Origin of the sequence: Pseudomonas sp. NPDC087690 (assembly GCF_044743175.1) — a bacterium.
In the GTDB taxonomy this organism is placed as follows: Bacteria; Pseudomonadota; Gammaproteobacteria; order Pseudomonadales; family Pseudomonadaceae; genus Aquipseudomonas.
In genome coordinates this window covers 56,025-76,545 of record NZ_JBIUVX010000004.1, presented here as the reverse complement: position 1 = coordinate 76,545, position 20,521 = coordinate 56,025, and the positions used below count along the sequence as shown (strand labels likewise).

Here is a 20,521-nt window from a genome sequence, read left to right as displayed (position 1 = left end):
AGCCAGGAGCGCGAGACGATTGTTTTCAAGAAACAAGCGTCGAGCCTAGAACAACAAGGCCATTGGCTGGCCTGCCACGAACATTTGTCCGCAATGCCGGAAGGGCTGCCATCCCCTTAGCCAAAACAGGTGACGCCTCACGCACGATGAGGCGCGCCTTTATGATCGGAGCAGATCATGAATAACAACAACAACGACCAAAGCCTTACGCAAATTGAAACCCACGGGGTCGAACAGATCCCGGACCACGAACGCAGCGCAGGCCCGACGGACTTGTTCCGGATGATCTTCGGTGGTTCGAATACCTTTGCCACCGCCGTGCTCGGCAGTTTCCCGGTGCTGTTCGGTCTGTCTTTTCAGGCCGGCGTCTGGGCGATTGTGTCGGGCGTGCTGCTCGGCTCGCTGATCCTCGCACCGATGGGCCTGTTCGGCCCGCTCAACGGCACCAACAATGCCGTGTCGTCCGGTGCGCACTTCGGCGTGCACGGGCGGATCGTCGGTTCGTTCCTGTCGCTGTTGACCGCCATCGCGTTTTTCTCGCTCTCGGTGTGGAGTTCGGGGGATGCGCTGATCGGTGGTGCGAAACGCCTGATCGGCTTGCCGGAAACCGACCTGACTCTGGGCCTGGCCTACGGTCTGTTCGCGATCCTGGTGCTGACCGTATGCATCTACGGCTTCCGCTTTCTGCTGTGGGTGAACAAGATCGCGGTGTGGAGCGCCAGCCTGTTATTCCTGCTGGGCATCTTTGCCTTCGCCGGTCCTTTCGACGCGCATTACGCTGGCACCGTCAGCCTCGGTCAGCCGGGCTTCTGGGCCGCGTTCATCGGCGCCGCGCTGGTGGCGATGAGCAACCCGATTTCCTTCGGTGCGTTCCTCGGTGACTGGTCGCGCTACATCCCGCGTGACACCTCCAAGCAACGGATCATGGCGGCGGTGGTGCTGTCGCAGATTGCCACGTTCATCCCGTTCCTGTTCGGCCTGACCACCGCGACCATCGTCGCGATCAAGGCGCCGGACTATATAGCGGCGAACAACTATGTCGGCGGTTTGCTGGCTGTGTCGCCGAGCTGGTTCTTCTTGCCGGTGTGCCTGATCGCGGTGATCGGCGGCATGTCCACCGGCACTACCTCGCTGTATGGCACCGGGCTGGACATGTCCAGCGTGTTCCCCCGAGTGCTGTCGCGAGTAAAGGCGACATTGCTGATCGGCGTGCTGTCGATTGCCTTCATCTTCATCGGCCGCTTTGCGGCGAACCTGGTGCAGAGCGTGTCGACTTTCGCCGTGCTGATCATCACCTGCACCACGCCATGGATGGTGATCATGATCATCGGTCTGTTGGTGCGCCGCGGCTTCTACTGCCCGGATGACCTGCAAGTGTTCACCCGTGGCGAACAGGGCGGACGCTACTGGTTCAGCCACGGCTGGAACTGGCGTGGTCTGGGCGCATGGATCCCGAGCGCGGTGGTCGGTTTGTGCTTCGTCAATCTGCCGGGGCAATTCGTTGGCCCGCTGGGTGAAATGGCCGGTGGCATCGACATCAGCTTGCCGGTGACTCTGGGCCTGGCCTCGGTGGTGTACCTGACGCTGCTAAGCCTGTTCCCGGAACCGCGCGAAGTGTTCGGCCCGAAGGATGCACGCAGCCAAATCCTGGAAAAACCTGAACTGCGCCAGACCGCCTGACGCAGATCCCCCGTGGGAACGAGCCTGCTCGCGAAAGCAATTTGTCAGACACATCTTTGTTGAATGTGCTGACGCCTTCGTCGGATCGCCGCCCGGAGCAGGCTCGCTCCCACAGTGGGCAGCATTGCTGAACCAAATTTGTTTCACCATAAAAAAGACAATCGGAGACACGCCATCATGGCTTTGGATTTATTCGTCGTCCTCATCTACGCCGCCGGCATGCTCTTGCTCGGCTACTTCGGCATGCGCAAGGCCAAGACCAACGAGGACTTTCTCGTCGCCGGTCGTAACCTCGGCCCAAGCCTGTACATGGGCACCATGGCCGCGACCGTACTGGGTGGCGCGTCCACCGTCGGCACCGTGCGTCTGGGTTACGTGCACGGCATCTCCGGTTTCTGGCTGTGCGCAGCCCTCGGTTGCGGCATCGTCGCGCTGAACCTGTTCCTCGCCAAACCGCTGCTGAAACTGAAGATCTACACCGTTACCCAGGTGCTGGAAAAACGCTACAACCCGATGGCCCGCTCGGCGAGCGCGGCAATCATGCTCGCCTACGCACTGATGATCGGCGTGACCTCGATCCTGGCGATCGGCACCGTCCTGCAAGTGCTGTTTGACCTGCCATTCTGGGTGTCGGTACTCGTCGGTGGTGGCGTCGTGGTGATCTACTCGGCGATCGGCGGCATGTGGTCGCTGACCCTGACCGACATCGTCCAGTTCATCATCAAGACCGTGGGCCTGATGTTCATTCTGTTGCCGATCTGCCTGTACCGCGTCGGCGGCTGGGACGAACTGGTGCTGAAACTGCCGGCGACCGCCTTCAGCTTCACCACCATCGGCTGGGACACGATCATCACCTACTTCATGATCTACTTCTTCGGCATCCTGATCGGTCAGGACATCTGGCAACGGGTGTTCACCGTCAAGACCGCCAAAGTCGCGCAATACGCCGGCAGCATCGCGGGTATCTACTGCATCCTCTACGGCCTGGCCTGCGCGCTGATCGGCATGGCTGCACACGTGCTGATCCCGGATCTGGACAACGTCAACAACGCCTTCGCCGCCATCGTCAAACTGTCGCTGCCGGACGGCATCCGTGGTCTGGTGATCGCTGCGGCACTGGCGGCAATGATGTCCACCGCCAGCGCCGGCCTCCTCGCCGCTGCCACCACACTGACTGAAGATCTGCTGCCGAAACTGCGTGGCGGCAAACAGTCGAGCCTGGGCATCAACCGCCTGTTCACCCTGCTGACCGGTGTGGTCGTGCTGGGTATCGCCCTCGTTGTAAACGACGTGATCAGCGCCCTGACCCTCGCTTACAACCTGTTGGTGGGCGGCATGCTGATCCCGCTGATCGGCGCGATTTTCTGGAAACGCGCGACCACCGCCGGCGCCATTGCCTCCATGGGTCTGGGTTTCGCCACTTCGCTGCTGTTCATGTTCAAGGACGGTCTGGATGCCAACACGCCGATCTACTACAGCCTCGGCGCAGGTCTGGTGAGTTTTGTGGTCGTCAGCCTGTTCTCCCCTCGCCCGGCAACCGTGGCGAGTGCGATCTAAGCTCTGATGTAACGACTTGATGCTTTCTTCGACGGGTGTGGCACGGGCGTGTCCTCCCTTATTTCCTGCACCGCGTTGCGCCTAAAAGCGAGCCAGGCAAGGCGCAGTCCGTAGGTAAGGGTTGTTCCTTGCCAAGGACTGCAACGCAGCCTGGCTCGCTTTTAGGCACAACCCGGAGGGCCGGAGCTGATGTCGTGCAGGGCTGCGTTGCTCGGAGCTTATTTGGAAAAACCAAACTACGCTCCTCGCGCCTTGCCCTGCACGACATCAGATCCGGCGCGGTGCAGGAAATAAGGGAGGACACGCCCACTTGCCACACCCGTTTTTTTCGTCTGGAGAAAAGTGAATATGAAGATCGTTTCGCGCGATCAGTGGTTTGAAGTGCAACACTTGAGCGATGGCATTCGGCTGATCCATGAGCCGTATATTCGGCCGTTCTACCGCTGCAACCTGTGGCATGTGCAAGGCCGCGACAAAGACCTGTTGCTGGATAGCGGTTCGGGGCTGGTCAGCCTGCGCGAGCAGTTGCCATGGATCACCGAGCGGCCATTGATGGCGGTGGCCAGCCATTGCCATTTCGACCATATCGCCGGGCATCATGAATTTGCTGAACGGCTGGTGCACCCGGCCGAGGCGGACATTCTGGCGGCGCCGGATGGCGAGAATGATCTGAGCCGCGCATTCGTTGGCGATGACATGTTCGAGGCGCACCCGGACTGCCCGTTGTGCTACGCCGAATACCGGGTCAAAGCCGCGCCGGCCACCGGGTTTGTCGAGGACGGCGATGTGCTGGATCTGGGCAATCGCACGCTGCAAGTGCTACACACACCGGGGCATTCGCCGGGCGGCATCAGCCTGTATGAAGCGGCCACTGAAACCCTGTTCAGCGGCGACATCATCTACGACGGGCCGCTGATCGAAGACGCCTACCACTCCAATCTTGAGGATTACGCCAGCAGTCTGCGACGTTTGCAGGCGTTGCCGATTCGCACGGTGCATGGCGGGCATTTCGGCAGTTTTTCCGGCGAGCATTTGCGCTCGATGATTGACCAATGGTTGCGCGGCCACGCCTGAGGCCTGCTTCACTCAAGCAGAACAACCATCAGAAAAATCTGTCATGAGAAGAGCTGCCGTGCGTGCCGCCGTGCACCGATATATCCAGCGTTTGCTGGAAACCCGCGAATTCAACGACAACACCAGCCTGGTGCAACTGGGGCTGGAGAAAGCCGACATCGAGGATTTGATCTTTCATCTGGAAGATGAATTCGGACTGACGGCGTTCACCGCCGAGGAAGACCGCATGCTCAAGACCGCGAAGACTGCGAATGACTTGAGCCGGTTCTTGCTTGAGATTGGCCGGCACTGAAAGCAAAAGATCGCAGCCTTCGGCAGCTCCTGCATTGATTCGTGCAGGAACTGCCGCAGGCTGCGATCTCTTGATCTTGAATCCTGTGATCTCGGATCGGTGGCGTTACCGGCGCCGTTGTTGACGGCGACGCTGCTCGTCATCGGTGCGGATCGGGACAGGCTGCAGAGGCGGTTCGATCAAGCCGAGGGCAACACCCAAGTCGTGTAGCCAGTTTTGAATTTTCTCTTTCATCGTCATGCCCCCTTCAGGGTGGTGCTGAGCGGCCGGAATTCTGAGGCCGCTTCGCACTGATAATAGTCCGAAGTCCTACGCAATGCTCGGCCAAATCCGCAATGATCTGTTACTGAATTGAACAGAATTCGCCGGCATTGGTTCAGGCTGTTTCGCGGGTTTCGATCTGAGCCGCAGGATAGACAGCTTGCTGCACCTCGACCCAGGCATTGAGGTTGGCGCCGACCATGCCTTTGCGCCACATGAGCCACGTTGTCGCACCCACGAATGGCTCGGCCAACGGGTGCGCCGCGACGCTCTCGCGACCCGGCAGACTGGCAAGCATCGACTCCGCCATCAACGCCACGCCGCTGCCGGCGATCACGCAGGCGAGCATGCCCTGATACGACTCGATCTCCATCGCCCGGCCCATCGCTGCGTGATAGTGGGCGTACCAGGCCTCCAGGCGCATGCGATAGGAACAGCCCTGACGGAAGGTGAACACCGAACGCCCTTCGACATCCTTGGCACTGCGCACGGGCGGATGATCGGTTTCGGTAATCAGCACCAGCCGCTCTTCACACAACGGCACACCGTCGAGTCCGGCCAGTTCCAGCGGGCCATCGACCAGCGCCGCATCGAGTCGACCGGTAAGCAGACCTTCGAGCAACTCGCCACTCGGCGCCGACTGCACCTGCAGGTTCACCGCCGGGTATTGCTTGTGATAACGCGCGAGCAACGCCGGTAAATGGATCGCCGCCGTGCTGTACATGGTGCCGAGGACAAAATCCCCCGCCGGCTGCCCGCCCATCACCGCCGCACTGGCCTGATCGCGTAACGCAAACAACTTGCCGGTGTAGTCCAGCAGGACTTTTCCCGCAGGCGAAAGCTGCAAACGCTGACGCTCACGGACGAAAAGTTCGACACCCAACTGTTCTTCCAGCTGTTTAAGCCGCGTCGACAGATTGGAAGGCACCCGGTGCAAGCGTTCGGCGGCGCGGGTGATCGAACCTTCCTCGGCAACGGCCTGAAAGATCCGCAATTGGCTGAACTCCACAAGCTTTCTCCATAACAGAACAAGTTACTCACTATTATTCAATTTTAAAGAAAGTCAATCAGTCCTAGCCTGACGGTCATTGATCGTTCATAGGAATCCCGACCATGTCGCCCCTGATTCGCTTATCCGCTTGTTTCGTAGCCCTGATGATGGCCATGGGCATCGGGCGTTTCGCCCTCACGCCACAAATGCCGCACCTGCTCAGCGAAGGTCAGTTCGACCTGACGGCCGCCGGTCTGATCGCTGCGGCCAACTACCTCGGTTACTTGCTGGGCGCGGTGGATGCGATGTTTGCGCATCGCCCGCAGCAGGTGCAGCGACGCCTGCACGGCGGCTTGTGGCTGTGTGTTTTGCTGACGCTGGCGTCGTTTTGGGCCACGGGCTTTTGGTCGCACTTGGTGCTGCGCTTCGGCACCGGGGTGGCGAGTGCCTGGGTGCTGGTGATGATCACGTCTTTAAGCCAGCCACTGGCAGCGGCAGCGGGTCGTCCACGTTTGGGCGCGTTGGTATTTGCCGGGCCTGGGCTGGGGATTTTTCTGACGGGGTTGTTGGCGCTGGTCTCCCACCTGCTCAATCAGACCTCGGCGACGCTGTGGCTGATTTACGCCGCTGCGGCACTGGTGATGATGCTCGGCGTCTGGCGCATTTTGCCGCAGCCGGTCGGTGGCTTACCGGTGGTTGTGACTGACGCCAACCCACCGAATCAAGGTATCGGCCGTCTGGCGACCATTTATGCCCTGTATGGCATCGGCTACATCATCCCCGCGACGTTCCTCTCGCAAATGGCCAACGCACAGTTCCACGGACAGTGGCAGGCGGATCTGTTCTGGCCGTGCTTTGGTCTGGCCGCCGCGCTCGGCGTGTTGCTGGTGAGCCTGCGTCGTCACGACCCCGCGACCACCCGGCATTGGTTGATGGCAACGTTATGGCTGCAAGCGGCGGGAGTATTCGCCTGCCTGCTGAGCAGCGGCCTCGGTCTGGCGCTGGGGGTCATTCTGTGTGGTACGCCGTTCCTCGCCTGCATGCAATTGGTCATGCAACGCTCACGGGAAATCGCGCCCCACGCAACGCAGCGCAACGCCGGACTGCTGACCGCGTGCTTTGCCGTCGGCCAGCTCAGCGGCCCATTACTGGCAGCATTGAGCAGCCATTTCAGCGGTGGCCTGCAACCGGCGCTGGTGATCGCCGGCAGCGGTTTGCTGATCGCCGGCGGCCTGGCGATGCAATCGACTAACGCTGGCCCAGCGCTTGGCGCAAACGCCTGCGCAGCCACTGCTCGGCGCTGACAAAGGTGATGCCGAGCAACACCAGCACGGCGCCGATGACGAAATTCACGCTCAGTTGTTCGCCCAACAGAATCACGCCGAAGGTGACGCCGAACAGCGGCGTCATGAACGAGAACACCGCCAGGTTGGCGGCCAGATAACGGCGCAGCAGCCAGAACCAGATCAGGTAGCTGAAGAACGACACCACCAGGCCCTGGAACAGCACGCTGGCCACCGCTACGGGCGTCAGGCTGACATGGGTGATCTGACCACTGAACAAGGCGATCAACAGCAGGCCGACAAAGCCGACCATCAATTGATAGAACAGGGTCAATGTCACCGGGGCTTCCGACAGTCGCGAGGCACGAACGACCACGGTGGTGGCCCCCCAACAGGCGCCGGCCAATATGCCGAAGGCATCGCCGAGCAGCATACGCCGGTCGAGGTTGTCCCACGACACACCGCCGGCGAAGGCGATTGCGATACCGATGAACGCCAGTAGAATCCCCAGCCACTGCAACGGCCGCAGGCGCTCGCTGGCCAAAAGAAAATGCACGCCCAACGCGGTAAAAATCGGCGCGGTGTAGAGGAAGACCGACATGTGCGCGGCGGTGGTCAGTTGCAAACCTTCAGCAATGAAGAAAAACTCCAGACCGAACAGCGCACCGGCCAGCAAACCGCCGCGCCAAGTAACGCCGACCTGGTCCCAGCCGCCCCTCCAGCAGATCAGCAAGCCGACCAGCAGTGCGGAAATCCCCGAGCGCGCCGCCGCTTGCATCACGGGTGCAATGTCTGGCGCGGCCCACTTGATCATTACTTGCTGCACGCCCCAGATCAGGCACAAGCCGATCATCACCTGCAAGGCAAAACGGTCGGCATTGCGCCGCTCGCTACTCACCGCAACACCTCGAACACACACAACATGGCAGGCCATCCAATGGTCAGAAATCAGTGTCGAGGATTATCAATCAGTCGGGCGGAAAAAGCCGTCTGGAAAAGACATTTTGTGCTTCAGTGGCGTCAGCGCTGAATGGCTGTCGGCTGCGCCGCCAATCGCGAGCAGGCTCGCTCCTACAGTTGATCGCGTTCCCCGGTAGGAGTGAGCCTGCTCGCGATGGCGTCAGTTCAATCGACGCGGGTTAGCGATCAGCTCCAGCAAACCGCCTCGCCAGCAAAAACCCGACAGCACAGGCGACCGCCGTGGCAAACGTGCCCCACGCCCAATCCATCAGCGTCACCTGCACCGACCAGCCACGCAACGTCGCCCAATTGGTCAGGTCGTACGTGCCATACGCCACCAGCCCCAGCAACGCGCCCCGCTTCGCCGCCCATTGCCATGTCACGGCCGGCAGCACCACAAACACCACACAACCGAAAACATACAGGCAATAAAAAACCGCTGCCGGAACCAGCAGCGGTTTATCGAGCATCAGCGGACCGAGCAGTTCGCGATAGGTCGGCGCCATCAACAGGCCGAGCCAGATGCCGTCGAGCAGCAGAAACGCAATCAGCGTCGCAACATATGCAACCAGAGTTTTCTTCATAACACCCGCCCTCATGTAGGAGCTGCCGCAGGCTGCGATCTTTTGACTTTGTTTTTAAAAGACAAGATCAACAGATCACAGCCTGCGGCAGCTCCTACATGGGGCCAGCGGTGGCTCAGGTTAGTTCAATGCGATCGGCGTGGATAACGATCTTGCCTTCCTTGTACAGCGCACCGATGGCCTTCTTGAAGTTGCCTTTGCTGACGCCGAACAGGCTGCTGATCAGCGCCGGATCGCTCTTGTCGCTGACCGGCAGCGTGCCGCTGTTATCACGCAACTTGGCGAGGATCTTCGAGTTGAGGCTGCTGGCCGCTTCCTGGCCAACCGGTTGCAGGCTCAGGGCAATTTTGCCGTCGGCGCGCACTTCCTTGATGTAGCCCTTCTCGCTCATGCCGGCGCGCATGAACTTGAAGATTTCGTTCTTGTGGATCAAACCCCAATGCTTGTTGTTGATGATCGCCTTGAAGCCCATGTCAGTGGCTTCGGCAACCAGCAGATCAACTTCCTGACCCAGGCTGTAGTTCGCCGGGGTCTTGTCGAGGTAGCGATCCAGACGCGCAGTGGCGGTGATGCGGCGGGTGTGCTTGTCGAGGTAGACGTGCACCACGCAATATTCACCGGCAGTCATCTGCCGTTTTTCTTCGGAGTACGGCAGCAACAGGTCTTTCGGCAAACCCCAATCGAGGAACACGCCGATGCTGTTGACTTCAACAACTTTCAGGCTGGCAAATTCACCGACCTGAACTTTTGGTTTTTCAGTGGTAGCGAGAAGTTTGTCTTCGCTGTCCAGATAAACAAATACGTTGAGCCAGTCTTCATCTTCGCTGGGAATATCTTTAGGGATATAACGGTTGGGCAAAAGAATCTCGCCATCGGCACCGCCGTCCAGATATAAACCGAAGTTAGTGTGTTTAACCACTTGCAAACTGTTGTAACGCCCGACTAAAGCCATTTCCAGAACCCTCATTGCGTGGGCGGCATTCTACCCGTTTTTGCCTGCGACGTCGGGCGGTAGATCGGCGGTTGCCGGGAATTCTGCGCAACGCCTTGATTTTCCTTGATCTGCGCCGCACCGGGTGCCACTCGTCAGTCGGCTGTGCGCCCTCGCGGCATATCGCCACACCGCTGAAATCCATTAATCTTCTTATTTAAAACAGCAGGTTAGCCAAGTATTTCGAATATTGAATCGAGCATACTGCAGTGCAGCGCTAGGTTATTCCCGGGGATATTTACCAAGCAATTGTCAAGTTATTCCTGTACGATGCCTGGCCGAGTTACTTTTCTACAGGTTAATGGCCGCCATGCGTGTAAAAGCATCCACCAGCAAAGCAAAGCCAGCTCCAGCCGTTGAAACCAGCGAATCGATCAACGATCAGATCGCAGCGTTCCTCAAGTCCGGCGGCGAGATCCAGCAAATTGCCAAAGGCGTCAGTGGCCAGACGTTCGGCCCGTCCAAGCAGATCAGCCTGGGCAAGAAGTAACACCCGGTTTTACCCCCGTCCAGAGGCGCTTTGAGCTTCGAAGCGCCTGGACTGGCACCGCGAAACACCCTCCCCGCTTTAAACAAATCAAATACCAAAAATTCTGAAAATCGACGAACGGCCATCAATGCCGAACATTCGCCGGTATCCTTGCACGCGTCTGGATCAAGCGTTTCAGCAGGCCCGCCGTCCTGCACTCGCTGTTCATGGAGTGACGCATGCGCAAAACATCCTGTTTATTACTCGTTGGCCTGCTGGCCGGTCCAACCGCGCACGCGCAAGTTTTCCAGCGTGAAATGGGCGACTTCGACCTCAAGCTCGGCACCACGCCAACGCGCAGCATGGCCCAAGGCCTGGTCAAACCCTCGGCGGCCGGGTCGTTTCATGGCGGCCTCGATCTGAGCCACGACAGCGGCCTCTATGTCGGCCAATACGCGCCGAGCATGGGCATCACGCCGGGCAAGAATCTCGAAATCGATTCCTACGTCGGTTTTAAACAACCCTTCGATCAAACCCTCGGCTACGAAGTCGGCATGATCCACTACAGCTATCCCAGCGTGGAAACCCTCGACAGCCAGGAGCTGTTCGGTGGCCTGACCCTGCTTGGCAGTCGTTTCGGCGTGGCATTGAGCAACGACCCGGATAAGCAGAACAACACCTTGTTTGCCGACCTTGGCGGCAATCAGCCGTTCGGCATCGGCGTCAGCATGAAATACACCACCCACCAATTGAACAAACCGGTGGCCGTGGACGGTGGTTATGTCAGCAGTTTCACCGATTGGTCAGTACAACTGTCGCGGCCGTTCATGGGTGTCGACCTTGACCTGATCTACAGCAACTCCAGCCTCAGCGGCAGCGATTGCTCGGCCTACTCCGGGCACAACAGCCAGTGCGACGGTCTCGTCACCCTCAAGGCCGAACGCGCATTCTATTGATCGGCTGAACTGCCGCGCGCATCCTGCATCACATAAGAATCAGACTCCCGAAGCCAGGCCATGCAAGGATTCGCTCATGTCTCGCTGGTTCAAACACATTGCCGCACTGTTGGTCTTCACCCTCGCCCTCGGCGCCTGCAGCCGAGTCGGCCTGGCTTATCGCAATCTCGACGTGATCATTCCGTGGACGCTCGGCGACTACCTGGATATGAACGGCGAGCAGAAAGACTGGTTCAACGAACGGCTCAAGGATCACCTGAGCTGGCATTGCACCACGCAATTACCGGGCTATCTGGACTGGCTGGATCGCTTGCAGACCATGGTCGAAACCAATCAGGTCACCGATGCCGCGCTACAGGCGCGCACCGTCGAAGCCAAGCAAGCGATTGCGCAAACGGCGAAGGAAATCACGCCTTCGGCCATCGAATTATTGCAAGGTCTGGATGACAAGCAAGTGGCCGAGATGAATGAGGCGTTTGCCAAGGATCTGCGCAAGCGTCAGCAGGAGTACCTGAAACCACCGCTTGATCAACAGATTGCCGAGCGTGGCGCGCGCATGGTCAAGCGCCTCAACGATTGGCTTGGGCCATTGAGCGCCACACAAGAGCAGCGGGTCATGGCGTGGTCGACCGCCCTGGGCGATCAGTACACCCAATGGATTGCCAACCGGGCCCATTGGCAGAAGCAGTTCAGTGCGGCTGTAGCGCAACGCAAAAGTCCCGAATTCCCACAGAGAATCGAGACCCTTCTGGTCAATCGCGAGAGTTTATGGACAGCGGATTACCGCAAGGCCTTCGCCGATACTGAGGCGCAGGGACGCTCGCTGGCGGTTGATCTGATGGCTGAGAGCTCGCCGCAACAGCGCCAGCGGTTGTTGAAGAAGATCGAGGGGGTGCGTAAAGACTTCAACGACCTCAAATGCCTCAAAGCCGCGAAGCAGAACTAGAAACAAAGATCGCAGCCTTCGGCAGCTCCTACAGAGATCGGTGTAGGAGCTGCCGAAGGCTGCGATCTTCTGCTTTCAGAGCCTCAGGCGATCTGGGCCTTCGAAGCCACTTCATCAAACGTCGCCTCGGCCAGCGGATCGTCCTGTTCATCCAGCACCTCACGCGGATGATCATTGCCGGGAATGCTGCTGTCTATCAGGCTCAACAGGCTGGAACCGCGAGGCGTCAGCACAAAATTGTTGCCGGTGCTGCCCTCTTCATCCGGACGCGGTGCGATGTAGCCACGCAACAACAGCAAGCGTTCATAGTCGCAAGCCAGCGTTTTCAGATGATCAAGGTTCTCGATCGGCTCGCCCGCACTGGCTTTCTCCGCCGCATAGTCTTCGGCGTAAGCCCGAGGGGCAAAACTGTGGCCGGCGCTGTTTTGCACTTCATGCAGCAAGCGTTCAATCAAATCCCAGTTATAAGTCGTCATCCTGATACAACCTCCGGTGCGCGTGATTTATGGCGCGTTCATAGGTTGTGACCGGAGCCGCTCGCAGCCGTTCAGCCGCATGTTGCGCGACCACCGACCGGCGGTCTGTCGATTTCCCGCAGGGTTAAACGACTAGTCTGAAACAGACGGTTTCAACCCCGCAGGAGAAATCATCATGAACGTTGAGAATCATCCGGTGGTATCGCGCGAAGAATGGCTCGCCGCCCGTAAGCAACATCTGGCCCACGAGAAAGCCTTCACCAAGGAACGCGACCGCCTCAGCGCAGAACGTCGCGCGCTGCCATGGCTGAAAGTCGACAAGGATTACCATTTTCAAGGCCCGAACGGCGAACTGAAACTCGCCGACCTATTCGGTAAACACAGCCAGTTGATCGTTTACCACTTCATGTTTGCCAAGGATTGGGAGGAAGGCTGTCAGGGCTGCTCTTTCCTCAGTGACCATATCGATGGCGCCAACCAGCATCTGGCGCATCACGACATTGCGCTGGTGGCTGTGTCCCATGCGCCATTCAACGAGTTTCAGGCGTTCAAACAACGGATGGGCTGGAAATTCGACTGGGTGTCGTCAGAAGGCTGCGACTTCAACTATGACTTCGGCGTGTGTGCCCGTGCCGACGATGTCGCGGCGGGAACGGCTACCTACAACTACGAAAAAACTGACAGCGCCGAGGAAGAAATGCCCGGGCTGAGCGTGTTTTATCGCGACGCAAATGGCGACATCTTCCACACCTATTCAACGTATGCACGTGGTCTCGACATGCTGGTCGGTGCCTACAACTATCTCGACCTCACGCCCAAGGGCAGGAATGAAGACGAGATCATGGAATGGGTTCGGCATCATGATCGATATGACGGGCAAACCCGATCCAGCTGCTGCCATGGCGACTGAACTTTTCGCAGCAAAAAGGGCTCAACCGGTTAACTCGCCTTAACCGGAACTGAGGCCCTCCCCATGAAAACCCTGATCAAGCTCACTCTCGCCGCCACTCTTGCCTGCGCCTTGCCCGTCTGGGCCTGTACGCCGGAAGAGGCCACCGCCAAACGCGAACAACTGGCCAAGGAAGTTGCCAAGCTCACCGAACAGAATCCGGCCAAGGCCAAGGAGATCAATGCCGAGTTGCAGAAGATGGATCTGGGTACGGCCAGTGCGGATCTGCCGGACAAGTGCCAGTTGATTGATCAGCGGTTGAAAGAACTCGGTACGGCCGAGAAGAAAGCCGAAAGTTAAAAACAAAAGATCGCAGCCTGCGGCAGCTCCTACGCCGATCACCGTAGGAGCTGCCGCAGGCTGCGATCTTTTGTTCATGAAAATGCATAAATGCATTTATTTAGTTGCACAAACGCATAACCCGTCTACGGTTACATCGAGCAAGGAGATCGGCAACCGCCATCGGAGATGGCAACCCTCAAGCGCCGATCGCTCGGCAACACCCCTTACAAGCGGGACGCTTGTTTTCATTCATGGAGGATTGAAAAAATGTTAACCACTGAAGCAAGACCCTATACCAGCGAATCACTGCCAAGGTGCCTCATCGGTCATCTGCTCGACCCACAACTGGTCGAAGTCGAAGCGGCAGAACACGCCAGCGCTTTTGCCGCTGGCAGCCTCAACTTCAGCATGCAGCAACAGACCCAGACCAACTGGTGCTGGGCCGCTGTTTCCGCCTCGGTCGGCAACTATTACGGCACCGGCAACTGGACTCAGTGCGGTGTGGCCAGCACTCAGCTCGACCGCAACTGCTGCAATCAGCCAGGGCCGTGCAACGTCTACGGCTATCTGGACTCGGCCCTGCAAACCACCCGCAGCTACAACGGTATGAATCAGGGTTCGCTGCAGATGTCGGCGATCCAGAACCAGATCAGCATGGGCCGCCCGGTCGGCCTGCGCTGTGCCTGGTACGGCGGCGGTGCGCATTTCCTGACGATCTACGGCACCAACGGCGATTACGTGCTGGTCGCGGACTCGATCTACGGTTATTCGACCCGTGCGCTGAATGCCTTTCCCCGTGCCTACAATGGCGGCGGCAACTGGACTCACACTTACTTCACGGTAAAAAACTAGGAGGGCGACATCATGCAACTGACTTATCCAAAGGCGCCTTCCAACGGCGTACAGACCTTGCGCCCGGCCCTGCAAGCCGCGCTGCAAACCCCGGGTTTTGGCGCCAGTCGCCAGTTCGCCAACGCTGTACCGGCGAAAATCAGCCTCAGCGAAGCCTACCGTGGCTATTCGCTCAGCCTGGATGACCTGAGCCAAGGCAAAGGCCTGAAAGACGCACGAATCGGCGACTGGCATTACCTGGTCTTTGCCGACGGCGTGACGATTGCCGATGCGCAATTGGCCGAGGTGCGCGGGCATGTCGAATTCGCCTCGCTGAATCACGGCGATCACGCCGCTGCTACGGTGAGTGCGCTGAAACTGGCAGAACAAGCGCCGCAACTTCAAGGCAAGAGCGTCGAGTTGCGTGTGCTGTTTGTCTCAGCCCTGCACGTTGTAGCGATCTGGCTGCATGCTGACGGTGAGGACGTGCTGATCCCGATCGAGCCGACGCCCAAGGAGTTGGCGGTTACCGGGTTGTACAGCGAAGCAACACTTCTCGGCGCATTGAAACCGGCAGCGGATCAAGCCAAGCGGCGCTTTGACGCCGACACCAGTGGCCAGCTCGGCAACTGATGGACGAAAAAAAACCCGGACATTGTCCGGGTTTTTCATGCACGCCTGAACCGCTTTACTCAGCCGCAGGCTCTGCTGGCTTGCGGCGCTTCAGCGGGGCCATGCCGTCGCTGCTCACCAGAGAATCCGGCTTCGGACGGTTGACGCTCTTGCGCTTGGTCGGCGTCTTCGCGGCGGTTTTCTTCTTGTCGCCCTTGGCGTCGGTCTTTTTCTTCTTCACGCCAACGGCTTTGCCCGAGGCCTTGACCTTTTTCGGCCCGCCGTAGGTGCCTTTGACTTCCTTAATGGTGCGGCGCTCGAAGCTCTGCTTCAGATAACGCTCGATGCTCGACATCAGGTTCCAGTCGCCGTGGCAGATCAGCGAGATCGCCAGACCGTCGTTACCGGCGCGGCCAGTACGGCCGATGCGGTGCACGTATTCGTCGCCGCTGCGTGGCATGTCGAAGTTGATCACCAGATCCAGACCATCGACGTCCAGGCCACGGGCCGCAACGTCGGTGGCAACCAGAATCTTCACGCCGCCCTGCTTCAGACGGTCGATCGCCAGTTTGCGATCCTTCTGGTCTTTCTCACCGTGCAACACGAACGCTTTGTATTCCTGAGCCACGAGGCGGCCGTAGATGCGGTCGGCCATGGCGCGGGTGTTGGTGAAGACGATGGCCTTCTGATAAGTCTCGTTGGCCAGCAGCCAGTTCACAATCTGCTCTTTGTGCTGATTGTGGTCGGCGGTGATGATTTGCTGACGGGTGGTCGAGTTCAGTTGGCTGACCGCGTTGAGCTGCAAGTGCTCAGGGTTGTTCAGCACCTTGCCGATCATGTCGCGCAGACCGGAACCACCGGTGGTGGCGGAGAACAGCATGGTTTGCTGACGGTTCGGGCATTCGTCGACCAGACGCTGCACGTCTTCGGCAAAACCCATGTCGAGCATGCGGTCGGCTTCGTCGAGTACCAGCACTTCGACTTCTTTCAGGTCGAGGTTGCCGGCGTTGAGTTGCTCGATCATCCGGCCCGGGGTGCCGATGAGGATGTCCGGCACTTTGCGCAGCATCGCGGCCTGGACCTTGAAGTCTTCACCGCCGGTGATCAGGCCGGACTTGATGAAAGTGAACTGCGAAAAGCGCTCAACTTCCTTCAGCGTCTGTTGGGCCAGTTCGCGGGTCGGCAGCAGGATCAGCGTCTTGATGCTGACGCGAACCTTGGCCGGGCCGATCAGGCGATTGAGGATCGGCAGAACGAAAGCGGCGGTTTTGCCGCTACCGGTTTGCGCCGTCACCCGCAGATCACGCCCTTGGAGCGCCAGCGGGATGGCCGCGGCTTGCACAGGCGTTGGCTCGACAAATTTCAGCTCGGCCACAGCTTTAAGCAGGCGTTCGTGCAGGGCGAATTGGGAAAACACGGGTGCTACCTCGAAGATATGCAAAAAAACAGCTGCATAGGTTACCGGTTTCGAGCGCTCAGGCCGAGTTTCTTTGTGCAAACGGACGTAATCAGTGGCTTTTTTGTTGCTCGATTTGTCTCCAACGGTAATACACGGCGTCTTAAATGCTCTAATCGCCCATCGCGTCTTACAGAAGAATCGTTGCTCATATGGATTTCAAACAGCTCTGGCTCAACGCCCAAGACCTCTGGGGCACCCTCGAACAGCATCCGCTTTTGCAGGCGGGGCTCGCGCTGACGGTGTTATTGGTGATCGCGCTGTTGCTCGGACGAGTGGCGCGCTATCTGATCCTGCACGCCAGCCGCATGCTCGGCCGCCAGCCGGCGCTGCACTGGATCAATGACTTTCGCCACAACAAAGTGTTTCAGCGTCTGGCGCAGATGACGCCGTCGCTGGTCATTCAGTTCGGCTTGCATCTGGTGCCGGAACTGAGCAAAACCGCCATGACCTTCCTCGGTAATGTGGCGCTGTCGTTCACCATTCTGTTCTTGTTGCTGGCAGTCAGCGCCCTGCTCAACGCCCTGCTCGACATCTATGCACGCACCGAACACGCCCGTACGCGCTCAATCAAGGGCTATGTGCAACTGGCGAAAATGGTCTTGTACGTGTTCGGCGCAATCATCATCGTTGCCACGCTGATCGACCGCTCGCCGCTGTTGCTGCTCTCCGGTCTGGGTGCCATGTCGGCGGTGATTCTGTTGGTCTACAAGGACACCCTGCTGTCGTTTGTCGCCAGCGTGCAGTTGACCAGCAACGACATGCTGCGGGTCGGCGACTGGATCGAGATGCCGCAAGTCGGCGCCGACGGCGATGTGGTCGACATCACCCTGCACACGGTCAAGGTGCAGAATTTCGACAAGACCATCGTCTCGATCCCGACCTGGCGGTTGATGTCCGAGTCGTTCAAGAACTGGCGCGGCATGCAGCAATCCGGCGGGCGCCGAATCAAGCGCAGCGTGTTCATCGACGCCAGCGGCGTGCGTTTCATCCGTGATGACGAGGAAGAAAAACTCTCGCAAGTGCACCTGCTGACCGACTACATGAGCCGCAAGAAAGCCGAGCTCAAGGCATGGAACGAGGCGCAGGGTAATGTCGCGGCGATGTCGGCCAATCGCCGGCGCATGACCAACATCGGCACCTTCCGCGCGTATGCACTGGCGTATCTGAAGAGTCATCCGGAGATTCAGCCGAACATGACCTGCATGGTGCGGCAGATGCAGACCACGGCGCAGGGCATTCCGCTGGAGATCTACTGCTTCACCCGCACCACGGCGTGGGCCGATTACGAGCGGATTCAGGGGGATATTTTTGATTATCTGCTGGCGGTGTTGCCGGAGTTTGGGCTGAGCCTGTATCAACAGCCGAGTGGCGGGGATTTGCGGTCGGGGTTGTTGCCGGCGGTGCTCGGCGCGGCGAGCATTCCCGAGCCGCAGAAGCACCTCATGTAAAACACAATTCCCCTGTAGGAGCTGCCGAAGGCTGCGATCTTTAGACTTTAAAGATCAAAAGATCGCAGCCTTCGGCAGTTCCTAAAGGGGTTATGCGGCGCGTCGGATGCCCAGTCGACTAATCCATACGGCGGCGAGGATGACGCTGCCACCAAGGAACAACCTGCCCAATTCCTCATGCTGATTCCAGATCAGCAGATTCAGCAGCAATCCCACCGGCACATGCAGGTTGTTCATCACCGCCAGCGTGCCGCCGTTGACCATGCACGCGCCTTTGTTCCACCAGTACATGCCCAACGCGGTCGAGACCAGACCGAGGAACAGCAGCACGCCCCACTGCAGCGGCGCTTCCGGCAGGAAATTCGCTTTGCCGAACATCAGGAATGCCGGCAGCACCACCGCCAGCGCGCCGAGGTAGAAGAAGCCGAAACGCCGGTAATGCGGCAGATCGCTCGGGTGCCTGGCTACCAGGTGTTTGTACATCACTTGCCCTGCGGCGTAGGTGAAGTTGGCCAGTTGCAGGAGCAGGAAGCCCATGAAGAAGTCCGGACTGATGCTGTCGAAGCGAATCACCGCGGCCCCGCTCACCGCCACCAGCGCGGCGATCAGCGCCCATGGGTTGAAGCGCCGGTTCAGCGCATCTTCGATCAACGTCACGTGCAACGGCGTGAGGATGGTAAACAGCAACACCTCTGGCACGGTCAGCACGCGGAAGCTCAGGTACAGGCAGACGTAAGTCACGCCGAACTGCAACGCGCCGATCACCAGCATGCCGCGCATGAACGAAGGTTCGACCGAGCGCCAGCGGGTCAGCGGGATAAACACCAGCCCGGCCAGCACCACGCGCACCAGCACCGCGAAGTAACTGTCGACATGACCGGCCAGGTATTCGCCAATCAGACTGAAGGAAAACGCCTGGATCAGCGTGACAAAAAGTAGATAGCCCATGCTCGCCCCTAATTTGAATGGCGGCGACGATAGCGGTTTTTCCACCCTGCAACCAACAAAAATCCCCCTGTAGGAGCTGCCGCAGGCTGCGATCTTTTGATGTTGATCTTAAAAAAAACAAGAGCAAAAGATCGCAGCCTGCGGCAGCTCCTACAGGGGATCGGTGAGTTACGGGCAAAAAAAAGCCCGATCTCGCTAATGCGTTCAATCGGGCTACAGCACTCAGGAGCAACAAGTGCAAAGGGAGGTTCGATGCGCGTAGAGCCTTGAAGGGGTTGCGCCAGGTCACTTAAACAATCGGCGATTATCTGGCGATTAACATATCAAGCGACCTGGGACAGCTTGGCGTTGGCCTGATTCAGGCCCTTCTCCTGGAAGTCGCCACCGAGGTTCATGCCTTCGGCGTGAATGAACGTCACGTCGTTGATACCGATGAAGCCCATCACTTGGCGCAGATAAGGTTCCTGATGATCAGCCGGGCCGCCGGCGTAGATGCCGCCGCGAGCGGTGAGCACGTAGGCACGCTTGCCGCTGAGCAGGCCTTGCGGGCCGGTTTCGGTGTACTTGAAGGTCACGCCGGCACGCAGCACGTGGTCGAGCCAGGCCTTGAGGGTGCTCGGGATGGCGAAGTTGTACATCGGCGCGGCCATCACCAGCACGTCGGCAGCGAGCAGTTCATCGGTCAGTGCGTTGGAGCGATCCAGCGACGCTTGTTCGCTGTCGTTGCGCTGTTCGGCAGGTTTCATCCAGCCACCCAGCAGGTTGCTGTCCAGATGCGGTACCGGATTCACGGCGAGGTCACGCACGGTGATCTGATCGGCCGGGTGCGCCGCTTTCCACTGACTGATGAAGGTCTGGGTCAGTTGACGGGAAACCGAGTCTTGCTGGCGGGCGCTGCTTTCGATGATCAGAACGCGGGACATGGTGTGTAGCCTCCATCCGAGAATGTTGTAGGTCGATGGAGTGAAGGTTAAACAGTGCCGCCTCGATGAAAAAGCGCAAATAATTGCTGCAAAGCATCGAATAATTCGTTTAGATGCACCTGAAACCTGTGGGAGCGAGCCTGCTCGCGATAGCGGTGTATCAATCTGACACACCGCTATCGCGAGCAGGCTCACTCCTACAAGGGATCGATCGTTACTTCGGGGTGCAGGTCAGCTTGATGCGCAGCTTGATGATCTCGCGGGTGAACTTGGCCGTGGCGTTTTTATGTTTGCCTGCCGGTACGTCGATGGTGCGAGTGCGTGGCGCCTCGGGGCCATTGCTGAAAACGGCCTTGCACACTGCATCGACATCGCCGTAGTTGGCCACCCGGATCGAGCCGATGTCGTTATCGGTGTCGAAGGTTTCGTAATCGATTTTCATGCCATTGAGATCTTTCTGCACATCGATCGGGTACGCAAAAGCAGTCAGCGGCAGCAACGCCAGCACCACACAACAGAATTTTTTCATTCGGCAGTCTCCATGAAGGA

23 protein-coding genes and 1 pseudogene are annotated in these 20,521 nt (G+C 58.8%); 14 read left to right on the top strand and 10 right to left on the bottom strand.

What is annotated here, in order from left to right; genetic code table 11:
* The 5 genes and pseudogenes from ACIPIZ_RS08825 to ACIPIZ_RS08805 all read left to right on the top strand — a co-directional run.
* Nucleotides 1-120: pseudogene (locus ACIPIZ_RS08825) on the top strand (DUF4440 domain-containing protein); the annotation flags it as partial.
* Between the two features lie 57 nt (nt 121-177).
* A complete protein-coding gene (locus tag ACIPIZ_RS08820; protein ID WP_064388316.1) occupies nt 178-1,680 on the top strand; it encodes a cytosine permease in 1,503 nt (500 codons plus the stop codon).
* 177 nt (nt 1,681-1,857) lie between these two features.
* Nucleotides 1,858-3,237 carry a sodium:solute symporter gene (locus ACIPIZ_RS08815; RefSeq protein ID WP_401164990.1) on the top strand — a complete coding sequence of 460 codons (1,380 nt, stop codon included), beginning with the start codon at nt 1,858-1,860 and terminating at the stop codon, nt 3,235-3,237.
* A gap of 348 nt (nt 3,238-3,585) precedes the next feature.
* The gene (locus ACIPIZ_RS08810) at nt 3,586-4,311 is read left to right on the top strand and encodes an MBL fold metallo-hydrolase (protein WP_150647058.1); all 726 of its coding nucleotides are present in this window, start codon (nt 3,586-3,588) and stop codon (nt 4,309-4,311) included.
* A gap of 43 nt (nt 4,312-4,354) precedes the next feature.
* Nucleotides 4,355-4,603, top strand: a complete 249-nt coding sequence (locus tag ACIPIZ_RS08805; protein ID WP_064388321.1) for a phosphopantetheine-containing protein — start codon at nt 4,355-4,357, stop codon at nt 4,601-4,603.
* 105 nt (nt 4,604-4,708) lie between these two features.
* On the opposite strand, the gene ACIPIZ_RS08800 is transcribed toward ACIPIZ_RS08805, so the two are convergent.
* Complete coding sequence (locus ACIPIZ_RS08800) at nt 4,709-4,837, bottom strand: PA1414 family protein (RefSeq protein WP_007914492.1); 129 nt, start codon at nt 4,835-4,837, stop codon at nt 4,709-4,711.
* A gap of 142 nt (nt 4,838-4,979) precedes the next feature.
* Nucleotides 4,980-5,873, bottom strand: coding sequence for a putrescine utilization regulator PtrR (locus tag ACIPIZ_RS08795; RefSeq protein ID WP_064388323.1), 894 nt, complete (start codon nt 5,871-5,873; stop codon nt 4,980-4,982).
* Nucleotides 5,874-5,977: 104 nt separating this feature from the next.
* Between ACIPIZ_RS08795 and ACIPIZ_RS08790 the strand changes: the two genes are divergently transcribed.
* Complete coding sequence (locus ACIPIZ_RS08790; protein ID WP_122661570.1) at nt 5,978-7,159, top strand: MFS transporter; 1,182 nt, start codon at nt 5,978-5,980, stop codon at nt 7,157-7,159.
* On the opposite strand, the gene ACIPIZ_RS08785 is transcribed toward ACIPIZ_RS08790, so the two are convergent.
* From ACIPIZ_RS08785 to ACIPIZ_RS08775, 3 genes are all read right to left on the bottom strand, one after another.
* Nucleotides 7,104-8,036: a DMT family transporter gene (locus tag ACIPIZ_RS08785; protein WP_064388326.1), complete on the bottom strand. Its 933-nt coding sequence runs from the start codon at nt 8,034-8,036 to the stop codon at nt 7,104-7,106. The genes ACIPIZ_RS08790 and ACIPIZ_RS08785 overlap by 56 nt on opposite strands.
* A 241-nt stretch (nt 8,037-8,277) precedes the next feature.
* The gene (locus tag ACIPIZ_RS08780; protein WP_105708527.1) at nt 8,278-8,682 is read right to left on the bottom strand and encodes a DUF2177 family protein; all 405 of its coding nucleotides are present in this window, start codon (nt 8,680-8,682) and stop codon (nt 8,278-8,280) included.
* Between the two features lie 115 nt (nt 8,683-8,797).
* Nucleotides 8,798-9,634, bottom strand: a complete 837-nt coding sequence (locus tag ACIPIZ_RS08775) for a S1 RNA-binding domain-containing protein (protein ID WP_064388332.1) — start codon at nt 9,632-9,634, stop codon at nt 8,798-8,800.
* Nucleotides 9,635-9,974: 340 nt separating this feature from the next.
* Here ACIPIZ_RS08775 and ACIPIZ_RS08770 point away from each other — a divergent pair, with 340 nt between their 5' ends.
* From ACIPIZ_RS08770 to ACIPIZ_RS08760, 3 genes are all read left to right on the top strand, one after another.
* Nucleotides 9,975-10,163: a hypothetical protein gene (locus tag ACIPIZ_RS08770; RefSeq protein ID WP_016985943.1), complete on the top strand. Its 189-nt coding sequence runs from the start codon at nt 9,975-9,977 to the stop codon at nt 10,161-10,163.
* Nucleotides 10,164-10,381: 218 nt separating this feature from the next.
* Nucleotides 10,382-11,098 carry a TorF family putative porin gene (locus ACIPIZ_RS08765; RefSeq protein ID WP_064388333.1) on the top strand — a complete coding sequence of 239 codons (717 nt, stop codon included), beginning with the start codon at nt 10,382-10,384 and terminating at the stop codon, nt 11,096-11,098.
* Nucleotides 11,099-11,174: 76 nt separating this feature from the next.
* A complete protein-coding gene (locus ACIPIZ_RS08760) occupies nt 11,175-12,044 on the top strand; it encodes a DUF6279 family lipoprotein (RefSeq protein ID WP_064388335.1) in 870 nt (289 codons plus the stop codon).
* Between the two features lie 83 nt (nt 12,045-12,127).
* Here ACIPIZ_RS08760 and ACIPIZ_RS08755 read toward each other — a convergent pair whose 3' ends face one another.
* On the bottom strand, nt 12,128-12,520 hold the full coding sequence (locus tag ACIPIZ_RS08755) for a hypothetical protein (RefSeq protein ID WP_064388337.1): 393 nt from the start codon (nt 12,518-12,520) through the stop codon (nt 12,128-12,130).
* Between the two features lie 175 nt (nt 12,521-12,695).
* Between ACIPIZ_RS08755 and ACIPIZ_RS08750 the strand changes: the two genes are divergently transcribed.
* The 4 genes from ACIPIZ_RS08750 (at nt 12,696) to ACIPIZ_RS08735 (ending at nt 15,215) form a co-directional block, all read left to right on the top strand.
* The gene (locus ACIPIZ_RS08750; RefSeq protein ID WP_253479742.1) at nt 12,696-13,430 is read left to right on the top strand and encodes a thioredoxin family protein; all 735 of its coding nucleotides are present in this window, start codon (nt 12,696-12,698) and stop codon (nt 13,428-13,430) included.
* A 63-nt stretch (nt 13,431-13,493) separates the two neighbouring features.
* A complete protein-coding gene (locus tag ACIPIZ_RS08745) occupies nt 13,494-13,769 on the top strand; it encodes a hypothetical protein (RefSeq protein ID WP_064388340.1) in 276 nt (91 codons plus the stop codon).
* 249 nt (nt 13,770-14,018) lie between these two features.
* Nucleotides 14,019-14,603, top strand: a complete 585-nt coding sequence (locus tag ACIPIZ_RS08740; RefSeq protein ID WP_064388343.1) for a papain-like cysteine protease family protein — start codon at nt 14,019-14,021, stop codon at nt 14,601-14,603.
* 12 nt (nt 14,604-14,615) lie between these two features.
* Nucleotides 14,616-15,215 (top strand): hypothetical protein, encoded by a 600-nt coding sequence (locus ACIPIZ_RS08735; protein ID WP_105708516.1) that lies wholly within the window; start codon nt 14,616-14,618, stop codon nt 15,213-15,215.
* Nucleotides 15,216-15,270: 55 nt separating this feature from the next.
* On the opposite strand, the gene ACIPIZ_RS08730 is transcribed toward ACIPIZ_RS08735, so the two are convergent.
* Nucleotides 15,271-16,611, bottom strand: coding sequence for a DEAD/DEAH box helicase (locus tag ACIPIZ_RS08730; RefSeq protein ID WP_401164984.1), 1,341 nt, complete (start codon nt 16,609-16,611; stop codon nt 15,271-15,273).
* Between the two features lie 191 nt (nt 16,612-16,802).
* Between ACIPIZ_RS08730 and ACIPIZ_RS08725 the strand changes: the two genes are divergently transcribed.
* Nucleotides 16,803-18,101 (top strand): mechanosensitive ion channel family protein, encoded by a 1,299-nt coding sequence (locus ACIPIZ_RS08725; protein WP_105708514.1) that lies wholly within the window; start codon nt 16,803-16,805, stop codon nt 18,099-18,101.
* A 90-nt stretch (nt 18,102-18,191) separates the two neighbouring features.
* On the opposite strand, the gene ACIPIZ_RS08720 is transcribed toward ACIPIZ_RS08725, so the two are convergent.
* The 3 genes from ACIPIZ_RS08720 to ACIPIZ_RS08710 all read right to left on the bottom strand — a co-directional run bounded on the left by ACIPIZ_RS08720 (nt 18,192) and on the right by ACIPIZ_RS08710 (nt 20,501).
* Entirely contained in the window at nt 18,192-19,049 is an 858-nt protein-coding gene (locus ACIPIZ_RS08720) for a carboxylate/amino acid/amine transporter (RefSeq protein ID WP_122661574.1), read from the bottom strand.
* A 323-nt stretch (nt 19,050-19,372) separates the two neighbouring features.
* Nucleotides 19,373-19,972: an FMN-dependent NADH-azoreductase gene (locus ACIPIZ_RS08715; RefSeq protein ID WP_064388351.1), complete on the bottom strand. Its 600-nt coding sequence runs from the start codon at nt 19,970-19,972 to the stop codon at nt 19,373-19,375.
* A gap of 214 nt (nt 19,973-20,186) precedes the next feature.
* On the bottom strand, nt 20,187-20,501 hold the full coding sequence (locus ACIPIZ_RS08710; protein WP_064388352.1) for a hypothetical protein: 315 nt from the start codon (nt 20,499-20,501) through the stop codon (nt 20,187-20,189).
* Nucleotides 20,502-20,521: the final 20 nt, after the last annotated feature.